Annotated in this window: 16 protein-coding genes; 4 read left to right on the top strand and 12 right to left on the bottom strand. The window is 62.0% G+C overall.

Annotated features, from left to right (window positions below):
- Positions 1–46 precede the first annotated feature (46 nt).
- On the top strand, positions 47–1,261 hold the full coding sequence (locus KVT38_RS12690) for a YheC/YheD family endospore coat-associated protein (RefSeq protein WP_254639186.1): 1,215 nt from the start codon (positions 47–49) through the stop codon (positions 1,259–1,261).
- A 491-nt stretch (positions 1,262–1,752) separates the two neighbouring features.
- On the opposite strand, the gene KVT38_RS12685 is transcribed toward KVT38_RS12690, so the two are convergent.
- The 10 genes from KVT38_RS12685 to moaA form a co-directional block, all read right to left on the bottom strand.
- The gene (locus KVT38_RS12685) at positions 1,753–2,421 is read right to left on the bottom strand and encodes an HAD family hydrolase (RefSeq protein WP_217594090.1); all 669 of its coding nucleotides are present in this window, start codon (positions 2,419–2,421) and stop codon (positions 1,753–1,755) included.
- Between the two features lie 174 nt (positions 2,422–2,595).
- Positions 2,596–3,165: a manganese catalase family protein gene (locus KVT38_RS12680; RefSeq protein WP_217594089.1), complete on the bottom strand. Its 570-nt coding sequence runs from the start codon at positions 3,163–3,165 to the stop codon at positions 2,596–2,598.
- Between the two features lie 15 nt (positions 3,166–3,180).
- A complete protein-coding gene (locus KVT38_RS12675) occupies positions 3,181–3,408 on the bottom strand; it encodes a spore coat protein CotJB (RefSeq protein ID WP_254639194.1) in 228 nt (75 codons plus the stop codon).
- 98 nt (positions 3,409–3,506) lie between these two features.
- Positions 3,507–3,728 (bottom strand): spore coat associated protein CotJA, encoded by a 222-nt coding sequence (locus KVT38_RS12670; protein WP_217594088.1) that lies wholly within the window; start codon positions 3,726–3,728, stop codon positions 3,507–3,509.
- 162 nt (positions 3,729–3,890) lie between these two features.
- Positions 3,891–4,928: a sporulation integral membrane protein YtvI gene (gene ytvI / locus KVT38_RS12665; protein WP_217594087.1), complete on the bottom strand. Its 1,038-nt coding sequence runs from the start codon at positions 4,926–4,928 to the stop codon at positions 3,891–3,893.
- 55 nt (positions 4,929–4,983) lie between these two features.
- The gene (locus KVT38_RS12660) at positions 4,984–6,336 is read right to left on the bottom strand and encodes a hemolysin family protein (RefSeq protein ID WP_217594086.1); all 1,353 of its coding nucleotides are present in this window, start codon (positions 6,334–6,336) and stop codon (positions 4,984–4,986) included.
- 71 nt (positions 6,337–6,407) lie between these two features.
- Complete coding sequence (gene yfkAB, locus KVT38_RS12655; RefSeq protein WP_217594085.1) at positions 6,408–7,562, bottom strand: radical SAM/CxCxxxxC motif protein YfkAB; 1,155 nt, start codon at positions 7,560–7,562, stop codon at positions 6,408–6,410.
- A 108-nt stretch (positions 7,563–7,670) separates the two neighbouring features.
- Complete coding sequence (locus KVT38_RS12650; RefSeq protein ID WP_217594084.1) at positions 7,671–8,771, bottom strand: HD-GYP domain-containing protein; 1,101 nt, start codon at positions 8,769–8,771, stop codon at positions 7,671–7,673.
- 245 nt (positions 8,772–9,016) lie between these two features.
- The gene (locus KVT38_RS12645) at positions 9,017–10,459 is read right to left on the bottom strand and encodes a bifunctional metallophosphatase/5'-nucleotidase (RefSeq protein ID WP_368859090.1); all 1,443 of its coding nucleotides are present in this window, start codon (positions 10,457–10,459) and stop codon (positions 9,017–9,019) included.
- A gap of 13 nt (positions 10,460–10,472) precedes the next feature.
- A complete protein-coding gene (gene moaA, locus KVT38_RS12640; RefSeq protein ID WP_217594082.1) occupies positions 10,473–11,477 on the bottom strand; it encodes a GTP 3',8-cyclase MoaA in 1,005 nt (334 codons plus the stop codon).
- A 142-nt stretch (positions 11,478–11,619) separates the two neighbouring features.
- Between moaA and KVT38_RS12635 the strand changes: the two genes are divergently transcribed.
- From KVT38_RS12635 to KVT38_RS12625, 3 genes are all read left to right on the top strand, one after another.
- On the top strand, positions 11,620–12,375 hold the full coding sequence (locus tag KVT38_RS12635) for a molybdenum cofactor biosynthesis protein (protein ID WP_217594081.1): 756 nt from the start codon (positions 11,620–11,622) through the stop codon (positions 12,373–12,375).
- Complete coding sequence (locus KVT38_RS12630; protein ID WP_217594115.1) at positions 12,372–13,430, top strand: ThiF family adenylyltransferase; 1,059 nt, start codon at positions 12,372–12,374, stop codon at positions 13,428–13,430. The genes KVT38_RS12635 and KVT38_RS12630 overlap by 4 nt, the downstream gene beginning before the upstream one ends.
- Before the next feature lie 118 nt (positions 13,431–13,548).
- Positions 13,549–14,595, top strand: a complete 1,047-nt coding sequence (locus tag KVT38_RS12625; protein ID WP_217594080.1) for an HD-GYP domain-containing protein — start codon at positions 13,549–13,551, stop codon at positions 14,593–14,595.
- A gap of 60 nt (positions 14,596–14,655) precedes the next feature.
- Here KVT38_RS12625 and KVT38_RS12620 read toward each other — a convergent pair whose 3' ends face one another.
- Complete coding sequence (locus KVT38_RS12620) at positions 14,656–15,627, bottom strand: C40 family peptidase (RefSeq protein ID WP_254639185.1); 972 nt, start codon at positions 15,625–15,627, stop codon at positions 14,656–14,658.
- Between the two features lie 126 nt (positions 15,628–15,753).
- Positions 15,754–16,479, bottom strand: a complete 726-nt coding sequence (locus tag KVT38_RS12615; RefSeq protein ID WP_217594078.1) for a glycoside hydrolase family 73 protein — start codon at positions 16,477–16,479, stop codon at positions 15,754–15,756.
- Positions 16,480–16,565 lie beyond the last annotated feature (86 nt).

The raw sequence follows: 16,565 nt of genomic DNA, 5'->3' as shown, positions 1-16,565 counted from the left end.
GGCCGGGCGTGGCCCTTGCGGCACATATCGAACCGAGGTGACGAACTTGGCGGCGCAGCCGACGCTTGGCATATTGACGCTATACTTGAACGACCGCAAGCTGCTGGAGGAAAAATCCGTCTACGCGCGGATGACCGCGATCGGACGCAAGCACGGCCTCTCCGTATTCGTCTTCACGCCGGACGACGTCGACGACGCCGGCGACCGCATCTTCGCGATGTTCTACAGTCCGGAGTCGCGGAAGTGGGAGCGCAGATGGGTCCGATTCCCGCAATTGATCTACGATCGCTGCCGCATTCAGCGAAGCCCGCGATTTCAGCGGCTGCTCGCTTTCAGGCGGAAGCACGGCCATCTGACGTTCCTGAACCGTCCGCTGCGCAACAAGTGGACCGTGCACCGCACGCTGGGCAAGGTGGCCGCGTTCGCGCCCCATCTGCCTTCGACGCGATTCTATGATTCGCCGGACGACGTGCAGGCGATGCTGCGCAAGCACTCGCTCGTGTATGTGAAGCCGATCAACGGCACCGGCGGCCGAGGCATCCTGCGGGTCGAGCGGATGAAAGACGGGACGTATGCGGTGCAGGGCCGCGATCACGGACGCCGCATCGTAACGCCAAGACGGGTGTCCAAGGAGCAGCTGGCCGGCGTGCTGCGGTCGTGGGATAAACACGGGGACCGATATATCGTGCAGCAAGGCCTTCACATCCGGCTGCCGAGCGGTCGGGTGCACGATTACAGAATGCTCGTGCAAAAAAACGGCGAGGGCGAATGGACCGTGACCGGCTGCGCCGGTCGCGTCGGGCCGCCACGCAGCATCACGAGCAATCTGCATGGCGGCGGCAGGGCTGTGCCGATGAAGACGCTGCTGCGCGAATGGATCGGCAGCGAGGAGCGCATCGACCAGATCCGCAAAACCGGCGAGACGCTCGGCATCGGCGTGGCGCGCCACCTTGAGCGCACGTACGGTGCGCTCTGCGAGCTCGCGCTGGATCTGGCGATCGACCGCGAGGGCCGCGTATGGCTGCTCGAGGTCAATCCGAAGCCCGCGCGAGAGGTGTTCATCCAGGCGGGCGAGCGCGACGTGTACCGAACGGCGCTGTCGCGTCCGATCGAGTACGCGCTATGGCTGCATCGCCAGCGGAGGCTTGCGCGCACCAGCAAAAGCCACCTGCCGGCTGGCGCCGGCGCGGGCAGCGCGGGCGCCGGGTTGGTTGCGGACGCCTCCGGTGAGGGTGGCAGCGGCGGTGGCCCGAACTTTTGATTGGTGCGCCTTCTCTATGATAGTGAATTAGCCGGAATGACTTCCCTTCCCATCAATCGCCTTCTCTACAGCAGGGGATTGCTCGGGATGACGTCCCTTTCCGCCCATCGCCTTCTCTACAGAAGGGGATTGGCCTGGATGACGTCCTTTTCCGCCAATCGCCTTCTCTACGACAGGGGATTGGCCTGCATGACGTCCTTTTCCGCCAATCGCCTTCTCTACGACAGGGGATTGCTCGGGATGACGGCCGTTTCTGCCAATCGCCTTCTCTACGACAGGGGATTGGCCTGGATGACGTCCCTTTCCGCCTATCGCCTTTTCTACGACAGGGGATTGCCTGGGATGACGTCCGTTGCCGCCCATCGCCTTCTCTACAGCAGGGGATTGCTTGGGATGACGGCCTTTTCCGCCAGTCGCTCGCTCGCCGGCATTAAAAAACAGAGTAAGCTCCCCCGCGGAGCCTACTCTGTTTTTCTATGCCCAGTCCTGCTTCAGCGCACCAGCTTCAGCAGCTCCTTAAAGCTTGCGATTCGCACGTCCGCTCCGTCCAGCTCGCCCTCGCGGCGGAAGCCGGCATAGTCGCAGCCTACGGTAAACAAGCCGTTGCTCTTGCCTGCTTCAACGTCGGAATGGCGGTCGCCGACCATCCACGCTGACTTTACGCCGCTTCGCTCGAGCAGCAGGCGCACCAGCTCGACTTTGGAGCGGGTGTCGTATTCGCCGGCACTGTAGAAGCCTTCGAACAGTCCGCCGATGCCTCTCAGGCGCGGCACTTCCTTGACGTAGGATTCGAGCCCGTTGCTGGCCACGAACAGCCGCACGCCTCGCGACTTGAGCTCGCCCAGCACTTCGGGCACGCCTTCGTACAGATCGCCCCGTCCGCGCTCCAGCTCCTCGAGCTCGTACTGCAGAAGCAATTCGTTCGCCCGCTCCTGCGCGGCTTGCGAGCCGTCAGGCATCACCTGCTGCCATATATGCTCCAGCAGCATGCCGAGCGAACCCAGCAGGCGCTCGACGGGCGGTTCAGGCGCCAGGTACAGGCCCTCCTCCCGCAGCGTAGCGAAGACGCGGCGGTGCACTTCCTCCAGCAGCGTCTCGGTACGGAACAGCGTCCCATCCAGATCGAACAGCATGGCTTCCGGCAAATCGTACGGTTTCATAGTCGACTCCTCGTTTTTTTATCCATCATACCGGAAGCCCGGAGGCTGTGGCAACCTTTGCGGCGCGTCTATTAGTCGTCCCTTTTTTGCCGCAATGCAAAAAGGCAATCCCCTCAAGGCAACGTCGGCCCGAGGGGATTGATTTTTTAAGTATGGACCTGGCGTACGACGCGCTCAATACATCTTCTTCTGCTCCCGATCCGCCTTGATAATCTCCACAGCCTCGCGGAAGCGCAGCGAATGCACGATCTCCCGCTCCCGCAAAAACTTCAGACTGTCCTGGATATCGACATCGTCCGTCATATCGATCAGCCACTGGTACGTGGCTCTCGCCTTCTCCTCCGCCGCGATATCCTCGTACAAATCGGCGAGCGGATCGCCTTTCGCCTGGATGTAAGTAGCGGTCCAAGGCACGCCGCCCGCGTTCTCGTAGAACAGCGCGCTGTCATGGTTCGCGAAGTGCGGACCGAGCCCGGCCGCCTCCAGCTGCTCCACCGACGCGTCCTTGGTGAGCTTGTAGATCATGGTGGCGATCATCTCGAGGTGCGCGAATTCCTCCGTCCCGATGTCCGTCAGCAATCCGATGACTTTGTCGGGAATCGTGTACCGTTGGTTCAAGTACCGAAGCGCGGCCGAGAGCTCTCCGTCGGCACCGCCGTATTGCTCGGACAAATAGCGCGCCATACGGATATCGCATTTGCCGACTTTGACGGGATATTGCAGCTTTTTCTCATAAACCCACATATCGCGCCCCCTCTTCTACACTTGCCACGGCCACGGCGTATCGACCCACTGCCAGGGATACCGGCTGAAGCTGTTGCCGAAGTTCATCTGCGGCCCGTACTTTTGCTCGAACGAGGCCATCAGCTGTTTGCGGAGCTGTGCGAGCTGGTTGAACTGCTGGAGCGCCTGCATGTCTGCGGGATGGGTGTCCAAAAAAAGATTCAGCTCCACCAGCGCGAAGTCGACCTTCTGAATCTCCAGCAGATCCCGCTTATAAGCTTCTCCTCCCCGTGGCGGCGCTTGCTGCGCATAGACATGCTCGTTGCTGCGGCTCACGGCTTCTTCTCTGTCGGCCACGCCGATCAGCCTCCTTTGCGGTTGCAGCGCGACGTATAGGGGCTATACAGCGCGGGCCACAGCGTTCCCTTGAACAGCGCTTCGTCGAGCGAGAACTGGGGCAGGTTGGACGGTTGAAAATAAATGTACTGGTTCGGCGGCACGATATACCTTTTTACCGGCACGGGCGGACAGGGATCGTCGGGACTGGCGTAGGGATGCCACTCCCGCCACTGGTTGTCGTACACGCGGATTCCTCCTTAGACTCACCGTACGGCGTACTGCTCTAGCCTATGCGCCCAGAGACCTAATTCGAACGTCAACAACGGATAATTTTCGATAGCTAGTCTAGAAAAAAAGCCCTCCGCCAGTTAAAGGGCGGAAGGCTTCGAGCGCGGAGCCCGCGTCGGCTACAGCTTGATCTTAAGATTAATGAGCCCCACCTTGCGGGCGGCCATATAAACGATAACGACGACGGGCCCCAGAAAGACGCCGACGAGACCGACCAGCTCGAATCCGACGTACAGGCTGATCAGCGCCGGAAGCGCGCCGATACCGACGGCATCGCCGAGCACCTTCGGCTCCACGATCCGGCGCACGACGGTGATGACGAGGAACAGCAGGATCAGTCCGATACCGGTGTATGTATCCCCCGTCAGCATCATGTAGGCCGCCCAGGGCACGAGTACGGACCCCGTACCGAGAATCGGCAGGATGTCGACGACGACGATGAGCAGCGCGATCGCGAGCGGGTAGCCCGTGCCGATAATGAGCAGGCCGACGAACGAGATGACATACGTCATGAGGCTCAGCACGAACTGCGCGCGCAGGAAGCCGAAGATCGACTTGCGCAAATTTTCCATGACCTGCGTAACCTGGCTTCTGGATTCCTCCGCAAAAATAGAAAGAAACGAAGCCATCATCGTCGGCAGGCTCAGACTGAACAGGTAGACGGCGACGAAAAAGACGATCAGGACGACAAAAAAGCTCGGGATGCCGGCAGCGAAGCCGACGAGCGGCTTCGAGATCGACGTGGCGAGACCGGACAGCCAATCGGTCAGGTTGTTCGTCAGGCTCTCCAGCTTGATCGGCAGCTCGTTGTCCCCGCCGACGCCGTTGTAGGAGTTGCTCGCCTTTTCGAGCGCATCCTGGACGTAGCTGTTGGCGCTCTTCAGGTACGAAGGCAGGTTGCTCCAAAACGAGGTCAGCTCTTCGAATATCTTGATGCCAATGAGCCCCATAAGCCCGAGCAGTCCGAGCGTGAACAACGTACTCGTCACCGTAGAAGCGGCAATCCGATTCATCTTGAACTTGGTCATAAAAAACTTGGTCAGCGGTTCAAGGAAGATCACGACGATCAACGCCAGCAGGAACGGCGCGCCTACCGTAAACAGCAAATAAAGAAAGCCAAGCCCCAAAACCATCAGCAGTACTGTGCGCAGCGGCATGCATTCACACCTTTCGAGGATCGTTCGCCTTGCCGGCGAATCCGGGATACGTCACCTACAGGCCCGAAGGCGGGTCCGTACGGTCGTCCGCATCCGATTGTTTATACCGATAGATATGTACGCGCTGGACTCTTAGACGTTCCACTTCGGCGATCTCGAACACGTAGCCCTGCTCGACGATCTTGCGTCCTTCCGCGACGTTGCCGTCGAGGCTCTTGAACAGCCAGCCGCCGATCGAATCGACCTCTTCCTCCTCGATCTCGACGCCAAGCAGGTCGTCGATCTCCTCGATCAGCATGCGGCCGTCGACCGAATAGACGTCGCCTTGCAGCTCGACGGCCGGCGGCTCATCGTCGAATTCGTCCTGCATCTCCCCGACGATCTCCTCGAGGATCATCTCGGCCGTCAGCATGCCCGCCGTGCCGCCGTATTCGTCGATGACGATCGCGAGCTGCGACTTGTGGCGCTGCATGAGCTTAAGCACGCGGCTGATCTCCATGGACTCGGGGACGCTTAAAATGGGACGCAAGTATGCGCGCAGATCCTGCTCCTCGTCCGGATCGGCCGTGAGCACGTCGGTGATGTGCACGAACCCGATGATCTGGTCCTTGTCCTCGACGCCGACGGGATAACGGGTATGCTTGACGCGGTAGGCGAGCTTCATGTTCTCATCGAACGGCAGGTTGGTGAACATGCAGTCCATGTCGGTGCGCGGCAGCATGACCTCCCGGGCCACACGCTCGGAGAACTCAAACACGTTGTCGAACAGCGTCATCTCTTCCTTGTCGATAATGCCGCTCTTCGCGCTCTCGTTCATGAGGATGCGGATCTCTTCTTCGGTATGCGCCGCGTCGTGCTCGCTGGCCGGCTTAACGCCGATCAGGCGCAGCAGCAGGTTCGCCGCGTTGTTGAGCAGCCAGATGACCGGCAGGAACAGTCTGTAGAAAAGCAGCAGCGGAAGCGACAGCCACAGCGATACGCTCTCCGACTTCTGAATCGCGAGCGACTTCGGCGCCAGCTCCCCCAGGACGATATGGAGGAAGGTGATCGCGCTGAACGCGATGATGTACGAGATCGTGTGGATCGTCGTCTCGTTCGTCACGCCGTATTGGTGGAGCAGCGGGATAACGATCAGGTCCGCGATGGCCGGCTCGCCCGTCCACCCGAGTCCGAGCGACGCAAGCGTAATGCCAAGCTGCGTAGCCGACAGATAGACGTCGAGCTTGCGGTTGACCTTGAGCGCGTACTTCGCCCTCACATTGCCCTCGTTCGTCAGCTGCGTGAGCCGCGACTGGCGCACTTTGACAAGCGCAAACTCGGCCGCGACGAAAAATCCGTTCAGCAGCACGAGAAAAAGAACGAGGACGGCGTGCCAGGCGATCGAACCCCACAACAATTCCGTGTTCAAGCAGCTTCAGCTTCCTTTCGTACGGCGCGGCGGCGGCTTAAGGGCCGCGCTCCGCGTCCGCCTGCCGCGCGTCAAACGATCGCGCTGCGGCGGGTAAAGTCGACGTCCTTGTAATACATGTCGGTGACAAGAAGGTTGGGGCCGCAGCAGCCCGCGGCCGGGCAATGACAATTGAGGCCGCGCTGCATCGGGTGCTCCTGCCAGCGCCCGAACACGTCGTCGAGCCGTTCGGTCTTGACGTTGCCGAAGGGCGGGACGGCCGCGAAGTCGGTCACGTATACGTCGCCGCTGAACAGGTTGACGTTGACGCGGTTGCGGCCGTCCGGATCGTTGCGCACGGTGACGTTCGGCTCGGCGGCCAGCCTGCTCAGCAAGCGGCGCTCCAGCGGATCGTCTCCGCAAGCGTAGAAGGGCAGCGTCCCGAACAGCATCCACATGTCGCGCCGCCGGACGTCGAGCAGCTCCTCGACGGCTTCGCGCATCTGCCGCCTGGTGATGACGGGCAGCCCGGAGGCAAAGGAGCTCGGGTACATCGGATGCACCTCGTGCCTGCTGCAGCCCATCTCGCCGACGAGTCGGTGAATTTCTTTCATTTTGTCGTGCGTCCGGTAGTTGATCATCGACTCCGCCGAGACGAACAGCCCGCCGTCGGCCAGCCGCCTGGCATTGTCCATCATGCGTTCGTACATGCGACCCGAGGCCGCCGCCCCGACCTCCCGCCCGGTGCGCGCGAAGCCGATGCGGTGGAAGTCTTCGGCTTCCGTGTAATTGAAGGAAATATGCATGACGTCCAAATGCGGCGCGATCAGCTCGTACCGGCCGTAGTCCAGCGTGACGTTCGAATTGAGCTGCGTGCGGATGCCGCGCGACCGCGCGTACTTGAGCAGCGGGATCAGCACGTTGTTGACGGTGTTCATGCTGAACGTCGGCTCGCCGCCGGTCAGGCTGATCGTCTCCAGATACTCGACCTCGTCCAGCCTGCGGAGCATCAGATCGAGCGGCAGCGGTTCGGCTTCGGTCATCGTCAGGCTGTCGCCGACGGCCCAATGCTCGCATCGCATATTGCATAAATGAGTAACGGTAAATTCAACGCTCGTGAGCGCGTGCTTGCCGTACGCCTGCAGCGAACGGATCGGATCCCACGGATCGTACGCAGGCGACAGCGGCGTGAGATCGGCCGGCGGCGCGAAGGGGGCGCCCGTCCCGGCTTGGGCGGAGCCAATCATCGGTCATACTCCCTGTCTTGTCGAATGTAATGCTATTGTACCGGGTAAACGCCGGCTAACGCAAACGAAAGCCCCTGGAGACATGCCGCTCCAAGGGCTCGAATGCGTCTATGCTTCGGTTAGCGCGGGACCGCTCGTCACGACGCGGGAGATCATGACCGACAGATGCTTGGACAGATCCATGTCGTAAGGCGACTTCAGCTCCGCGCCGGCCTCGTCGGTCAGAATCCGCACGATCGGCCGGTGCAGCGTCAGCGTGTTCACGTCCACGATGACGCCGCTCTGTCCGCTCGACAGCTCCACGGTCATCCCGACAGGATAGATGGCGACCTTGTCCCGGAACAGTCGCAGCATCTCGGTGTCGTACAGCGTCTCGCTGCCCGCATACAGCAGCTCGACCGCCTGATGCGGCAGCATGGCGTTGCGGTAGATCCGGTGGCTCGTCATCGCGTCGTACGAGTCGACGATGCCGATCCACTTGGCATATTCGTGGATCTCGCTGCCGCGAATGCCGCGCGGATAGCCCGAGCCGTCCAGGCGTTCGTGATGCTGGAACGCGCAGTGCGCGACGATGAGCGGCAGGTTGGGTTCGTCCTTCAACAGCTGGAAGCCGCGTTCGGTATGGCGCTTCATCTCTTCGAACTCCTGCTTGGAGAGCGCGCCCGGCTTGAGCAGCACGTCGAGCGGAATCCGCGACTTGCCCACGTCGTGCAGCAGCGAGCCGAGCCCGAGCGTCATCAGCTCGTCCCGGCTGTAGCCGTTGGCGATGCCGAGTAGCGACGTGTATACGCAGACGTTGAGCGAATGAAGGTACAAGTAATGATCCACGCTCTGCAGGTTCAGCAGCATGATCATGGCATCGCGGTTGCTGTACAGATCGTCGAGGATCGTCGACATCGTCTCGCGCACGGCTTTGCCGACGTAGGGGTAGATCCCCCGCCGCGAGCTGTCCGCCATTTCGCGAAAAACGTTTTTGACCGTCTTCAGCGCGCGCCGCTGCGTCTCCTCGCTGATGAGCTCCGGAATCTCGATGCCTTCGGTCTTCGGGTCCTGAATATAAATGTAATGAATGCCCATGCTGCTTAGGCGATTCAACAGTCCCTGGGTCAGTTCGACTCCTTCAGCCAGCAGTACGACGCCATCTTCGGAGAATATTTTTTTACCAAGCCTCATACCGGGGAGGCAAGCTGTCACTGGCATCAAGCGCATAATTCTTTAACTCCCCCTTGGCGATACGCGTCCGCAGAAAAAGGCTCTGGCTATATCATCGGAATCCTCTTATGATAATGTAAGAGATTTGACGCCCATTGACAAGATATTCCTTCCTAAAAGTTCGACAGCATTCGTCAAAACCCCTTACGATTCCACATAAAAAACGTCCGACCATTCGTCAAAACGACGAAACGGCGGACGTTTTTTGTCCGATCGGCAGCCTTTATGCGCACGGACGGCGCTCAAAGAGCCGCGGAGGCCGCATCCTCCCTCCACCGGGGCCGCATGCAATCGAACACGGCGCGCTCGTCGCCGAGCGCCTCGGCAAGCAGGTCGCGGATGAACTCCGGCAGGAAATAACGCAAGACGCGGCCCTGCTTCAAGCCGACGTAGCCGATGCCGAACGTAAACATGTCCAGCGTGCCGACGGCGTAGACCCGCGACTCGTCGAGCGGCTCGCCGTTGACGAGGACGCCGACCACGCGGCCGTAGGGCGGCGCGGCGGGATCGAAGACCACCTCTGCGCCGTCCGTGCACAAGCGGCCCAGTACCTTGCCCCGGAAGCCGAAGCCGTGAAACTCCAGGTCGATGAACTCCGGCAGCAGACTCTCCTCGAACGCCTGCTTGAGCTGCGCGCCGGTCAGTTCGATCAGGCACGGATTGATTGGGGAAGGGCAGACCGCATGGATCGCCTCGCGGGTGACCGGCCCAGCCGCAAGCCCGTCAAGCAGCTGTCCTGCGTTGGTCAGGCCGATTTCGGCGCCGGTCTTGCGGCGCAGCGCGCCCGCGAGCAGCGTGCCGAGCGGGCTCTCGGCGGCGGCCTCGGCGGCGAGCGGGACGGTCAGCTCCGCGACAGGCTCGGCCATCGTCTCCTTCGCCTTGCGCAGCGCGGCGGCGACGATATCCAGCGTCTCGGCATCGGGCTGCCGGCCCTCGGTCGACACGGTGCGGCCCTCGATGTCGAGACCGCGTCCTCCCGGTCCGCGCCCGATCTCTACCGTGCCGACATAGCGGCCGAACTTGCCGGCGGCGCAGACGACAGCGCCCCCGATCCGGAGCGGCACCTCGAGCAGATGGTGCGTATGGGCGCCGACGATCACGTCGATGCCCGGCACGGCCGCCGCCATCCGTTCGTCCTGGCGAAGCCCCAGATGGGAGATCGCCACGACGACGTCGCAGGCGGACCGCAGCTCGGCGACGCATGCCGCCGCTTCCTCCAGCGGGTCGGACGCTTCCCAGCCAAGCAGGTCGTAAAATTCGTGGAACTGCACCGTTAGCCCGAACAGGCCGACGGTCAGCCCGGCCTTCTGCAGCGTCAAGGTGCGGCGCATCCAGGCAGGAGCCCTTCTCGTCGAGACCAGCTTCAAGTTCGCGCAGACGACCGGAAACGGAGCGTTCTCGTACAGCCGGCCGAGCTGCTCCGGCGTATAGGTCAATCCTTCGTTGTTGCCGAACGTGACCGCGTCGTAGCCGAGCTTCGCCAGCAGCTCCCGGTTCACGGCGGCGTCCGTCCCTTCCGTCTCGATCCGCACGCGGTCCAGATGGTCGCCGCAGTCGACGAGCAGGAGCCGGTCCGCCGGCACCGTCCTTTTGACCTCTTTTATATAATCGGCCGCACGCGCAGCCTCCTCGAAATGACTGTGGATATCGTTGGTATGAAGCAGAACCAGCTTGCCGCTTTGCACCACTATTCGCCTCCTACCCCCCGATTTGAGACATCCTGCGCCCCGTCGGCACATGCGACTGGGCGTCTCCGGCGAGCAGCGCCGCCATCTCGTGGTTCTCCGGCTTGATGCGCATCGCCTTCATGAACAGCTCGCGCATCGCCTCCGGTGAGCCGAGCGCCGGCCGGACGCTCAGCTCGTCCACCCAATACAAGCATGGCTTGAGATCTCCCTCCGCGGTCAGGCGGAGCCGGTTGCAATTGGCACAAAAATGATTGCTGACCGGATGGATCAGCCCGAAGGAGCCGGCGCCCCCAGCGATCCGGTAATTCTCCGACGGGCCGTTGCCTGCGGGTCCCTCGGGCAGCGGTTCGTAAGCAAGCCCGAGACGGTCGGCCTCCTCGGCCACGCGCGTCAGCGGCAGGTAATGGTCGCGCCAGCCCGCGTCGTCGTGCCCGATCGGCATATATTCAATGAAGCGGACGTGAAGCGGCTTCTCGGCGGAGAGGCGAAGAAAACGTCCGATCTCGTCCTCGTTGACGCCTTTGAGCAGCACGCAATTGAGCTTGATCGGCCCGAGCCCCGCCTCGGCCGCGGCCTCGATGCCCTCGAGCACCTTGTCCAATCTCCCTCTGCGCGCGATAAAGCGAAAGCGGGCGCTGTCAAGCGTATCCAGGCTGATATTAACGCGGTCGAGCCCGGCGAGCTTCAGGTCCGCGGCCTGCGGTCCGAGCAGCAGTCCGTTCGTCGTGAGCGAGATCTCCTCGATGCCCCGGATCGACTTCAGCTTCGCGATCAAGCCCGCGATGCCCGGCCGGACGAGCGGCTCGCCCCCGGTAATCCGAAGCTTGGATATGCCGAATCCCGCGGCGGTCTCCACCACTTCGGCGATCTGATCGTAGGTGAGCAGGCGTTCCTGGTCCATGAACGTCATGCCTTCCTCGGGCATGCAGTACAGGCAACGCAAATTGCAGCGGTCCGTGACGGAGATGCGCAGGTACGTATGTTTGCGGTCGTAGCGGTCCTTCAGTTCCGTCATGGCGTGGCCCTCCTTCAGGAAGCTTCAATCGTCTCCCTGTTATGCTAGCTGACATGGCTATAGCATAACATTTTCAGCGTCATTATGGTATGCTTGGACAAGGCAACCCCCTTGTGAAACGTATGGAAGGCAGGGCATTTTCATGACGACATACAGATGGAAAGTATATTTATTCGCCGGACTTGCGGAGCGTCTGGGCACGCGCCTGCTCGAGACGGAATTCGCCGAGGACAGGCTCGCCGCCGGCGAATTGAAGAGACGAATCGCGGCCGCCCATCCTGCGCAGGCCGACCTGATCGAGGTGTCCTTCGTCGCGCGCAATCAATCGTTTTCGCCGGATGAGGCCGAGGTCGGCTGCGGCGACGAGCTCGCGCTGCTGCCGCCGGTGTCCGGCGGCTCCGGGCTTGACGCGGGCGAAGAAGCCGCCGCGGCTTCCGCCGCCGAGCCGTATGCGATATCCGCTTCGGCGCTGTCGGCGGAAGCCGTGCTCTCGCTCGTGCATCATCCCGATCACGGCGCCGCGCTCCTGTTCGCCGGGACGACGCGGGGACTGACGGGCGAGCAGCGTACGGTCACGCTCGACTACGAAGCGTACGAGCCGATGGCGCTCGCGGCGCTGCGGCAGATCGGCGACGAGATCGGCGAGCGGTGGCCGGGCACGCTGTGCGCGATCCATCACCGCATCGGGCGGGTCGGCATTGGCGAGACGAGTGTGCTCATCGCCGTCTCCTCCCCCCATCGCGCGCTGGCGTACGAGGCGAGCCGGTATGCGATCGAACGGCTGAAACAGACGGTGCCGATCTGGAAGCGCGAAGTGTACGAGGATGGCTCCGAGTGGAAGGGACATCAGACCGGGCCCTGGAATCCGCTGGCGCCGCTGGCGGACGAGGCGCGATGACGGGGGCGCTTGCAGGCGGCGCGGACCGCTATGCCCGCCAGGTTCGCTTCGCCCCGTTCGGCCCCGAAGGCCAGGAGCGACTGTCCGCCTCTACGGCCGCGATCGTCGGCGTCGGCGCGCTCGGCTGCGTCTCGGCCAATCATCTGGCCCGCGCCGGCATCGGCCGCCTGATTCTGATCGACCGCGACGTCGTCGAGCCGACCAACCTGCAGCGGCAGCTGCTCTACGACGAAGCGGATGCAGCCGAGGGAACGCCGAAGGCAGTCGCGGCCGCGCGACGGCTGTCCGCGATCAACGGCGGCGTCGGGTACAGACCCTACGCCGTCGATCTCAACGCGGGCAATGTCGAGACGCTGCTGGCCGACGCCGACCTGGTCGTCGACGGCACGGACAGCTTCGGCGTCCGGTACCTGCTGAACGAGTGGAGCGCGAAGCACGGCAAGCCTTGGATCTACGGCGCGGCGGTCGGCGCATCGGGCATGACGATGACGATCCGTCCCGGCGCGGGCGGTCCTTGCCTGCGCTGCATCTTCCCGCAGCCGCCGCGCGGCGGCGCGCTCGACACCTGCGAGACGGCCGGCGTGGTGGGGCCGATCGTCGATCTCGTCGCTTCCGTCCAATCGATGGAAGCGATCAAGCTGCTCGGCGGCCGCGAAGACGCGCTGCACGGCGCGCTGCTGCAGACCGACCTGTGGCATACCGGCTGGCAGCAGCTCGGCATCGCGGGCGCGCGCAGGGCGAACTGCCCGGTATGCGGCGCCGAGCGCCGGTTCGAATGGCTGGACGGCGACGCGGCCGAGCCTCTGACCGCTTCGCTCTGCGGGCGGCAGACGGTTCAGGTTTCGCCCGCTGCTTCCGATGCGGAGCTCAACCTGCCGCGGCTCGCCGCCAGGTGGGCCCCTCTCGGGCAAGTCGAGCTGTACGACTACCTGCTTCGTCTTCGGCGGGATGACGGCATCGCCTTTGCGCTGTTTCCCGACGGCCGCGCGCTCGTATCGGGCACCGACGATCCCCTTCGCGCGAGACGCCTGTACGCCGAGCTGCTCGGAGTTTAGGCGCCCCGCTTCTTTTCGACAAAAATCAATTGCCCAGGCGGGCTTACTTTGGTAACATATGGTTTGAAAGCGGTTATCCGACGTTGATGCCGCACAAGATCATACGGCGAGGTGCGCGATGCGAATTCACATTACCGATTTGCTGGCTGGCGATCAGATCTCGCAAGATATTTTTAACGCATACGGCCTGCATGTGCTGTCCAGCGGCGCGATCTTGAACGAGCACGATTTGTCCCGTCTCTACCAGCACCGGATCGACTACGTCGATATCGAGCAGCGCGTCTCCCCTTCGTTCGAAGCGTCGGAGACCGCCGCCGATCTGTTCCCGCCCGAGCTCCGCTTCAAGTTCGAGGATGCCGTCGCGGGCTGCGAACTGCTGTTCAAGCAGGCGATCGCGCAAGGTACCATTTCCGAGGAGGACGCCAAGGAGAGCTTTCAGCCGCTCGTCAAGCATTTTCAGGAGGAACGGGACGTCGTATCGCTCATGCTGAGCATGCATACGCAGGACGAATACACGTACCAGCACTCGGTCCAGGTCGGCATGCTCAGCTTCTATATGGCCAAGTGGCTGGATTGGAGCGAAGAAGATCAGATCCGGGCGGGCATGGCCGGATTTCTGCACGATATCGGCAAGAGCCGCATTCCCGAGGAGATCCTGAAGAAGAGCGGGAGCCTGACCGATGCCGAGTTCGAGCAGATCAAGCAGCATCCGGTGCACAGCTATCGGATCTTGACCGACTCGTATTCGGACGACGCCATCGCCTTGGCCGCGCTCCAGCATCACGAGAGGCGCGACGGCACCGGATATCCCGAGCGGCTGAAGGACGAAGCGATCATGCCGATGTCCAGAGTCATCGCGATAGCGGATATTTACAGCGCCATGAGCTCGGACCGGGTCTACCAGGAAAAGCGGGATTTGCTCTGCGTGCTGAAGGAGCTGTACCGGCTCAGCTTCAACGAGCTCGATGCGGAGATGACACTGACGTTCATCAACCGGATGATCCCGAACTTCATCGGCAAACGGGCACAGCTGTCCGACGGACGATGGGGAACGATCATCATGACGCATCCGACCGATCCGTTCCGTCCCCTCGTCCACGTAGACGATACGTTCATCGACCTGTCCGTGGAGCACGATCTCGAGATCGACCGAATTTCGACATAAATACGGATAGTCCCGGCCCAAATCGGCCGGGGCTTTTTCATGCGTCAGCCCGCTGGCTGCCTAGAGCAGCCGTTTGGCGAACAGAAACGTATCCTGCCAGTACGCTTTGTCGATATCCGTGATTTGCACGCCGTCTTCGGGCGCCGGACTCGAATGGAGCATCTTGCCCCCACCCATATAGATGCCGACATGGCCCACCGTCTTGTCTGTCTTGAAGCGGCCTGGCACGTAAAAAAACATCAAGTCGCCTTGCTGCAGCTCGCTTCGGGAGACCGTCGTGCCGCGCTCGGCTTGATCCCTGGCGACGCGCGGCAGCTGAATGCCTTTATCGGCGAACAGGTATTGAACGAACGAGGAGCAATCGAACTTCCCCGTTTGCCGGTAATCGCCCGTCCCGAAGTCGTATTTGACGCCTAAAAACTTCTGTCCGTGGGCAATAATGTCGGCGGCGTCGCTTGAAGCGGATGCGATCCTAAGCTTCCCGCCGCCAGTACCGCCTGGCGTCGCGTCGGCGAAGGGCATCCCTCCGTGCCCCGCATCGTGGCCGAAGGCTCTGGGGAGCAGGGAGATGCTGTCCCCGTTCGCCCGCATCGCGAGTTCGTTCCCGAACAAGGCAGGCAACCCTGCTGCGGGAATGTACAAGCCTCCTTCTTCCTTAACCGCCGGCGCCGGCAGCTTGGTTTGCTTTCCGCCTGATTGCACCATGCTGTCGCCCGTCCGGAACGTCCACCTGGGGTCGTGATCGCCCAGTCCGTAGCTGCCGTCGGCCAGCCACTTGCCGTTATACCCCGCCGCCTTTGCCACGTCGGACAGCGATACGTATCCGGTCCGATGAATGTTGTGCAGCTTGATGACGCTGCTCTCTCCCTGTTCCCCGGCCTTTGTTTGCTCCGCCGACTTCACTCGGACCGGCGCGTATCTCTGGCTCAGGTTGGCCGTATCGCCCGGGTTGTCCGTGCATCCGGCGCTTGCCAGCAACGCGTACGCGACTATTCCGGCGCAAGCCGCCTTTACGAACATACGATTGCGCATGCTTTTACCATCCCTCCGAAGGTCCCGTCTAGGATTCCTGTCGTTAGGATGGTTGAAGGCGGGCGGAATTATGCCGATGGACATGTGCCGCTGGGGCCTGAACGCCGGAGCCGCGAGACGAACGAGTCAAATGATCTTTTTTCGATGCAGCACGGTGAGGAGCCGATAAAAGTCGTAGCTGCCGCCGAGCGGCGTGTCGATCAGCTTCGCTTCTACGGCGGCCTTCACGGCAGCTGCGGCCCATACAGGCGGCTCAGGGATCGCCTGCAGGCTCTCCGTTGCGGCCAGTCGGGCGTCGAGCGCTTTCATTTGCGCATTCTGCACTTGAACCTGTTGGCGAAGTTGTTCGAATTGTTCCCGCTCCTCCTTTGTCATCGGTTCGCCCTCCCCTTCGATGTCGTCGTATTTCGTGAGATTATACGTTTTGATCAGTTGAGTAATCTTGTTGCCATATGCCGGGTCGGTCGCGTAGCCGCTCATTTGAAGCGCCTCCGCTTGCTCCGAAGGCGTCTTGGCGGCCCGGACGCGGGCATAGCGGGCGCTCCCGAGCAATTGGTCCTGATCCTTGTAGAAGGCGTACATGCTGTCATAGGACCGCCATGTCCCCATTGCCTGGACCCTTTTGCCGTTCACGAACTCCCACGTCGGCGTCGTATACGTCTCCCCGCGCCACCACTGGTTAGGGCTCCCGCCACCCGCTTTGATGCCGCCCAGATTGTAGTGCTCGTCGATCTTGCCGCCGGTCTCCAGCAAGTTCTGCGCAAGCCTGACGCTTGGAAAAAGCGGCGAGCCTTCTTGCCGCGCCCGCTGCGCTTGCGGTCCAAGCAGGCCAAAGAATGTTTGCCTGTCCAACGTATCACCTCCTCCGCTCCCTGCATGATATTCCGGCGCGGTTTCCTCCTTCGCGGCACTTTTCCAATCCGGGCTATAACGCCAGT

Origin of the sequence: Cohnella sp. GbtcB17 (genome assembly GCF_019091135.1) — a bacterium.
Classification (GTDB): domain Bacteria; phylum Bacillota; class Bacilli; order Paenibacillales; family Paenibacillaceae; genus Cohnella.
Note: the sequence above shows the minus strand (reverse complement) of the source record. Positions and strands in the feature narration are given on the sequence as shown.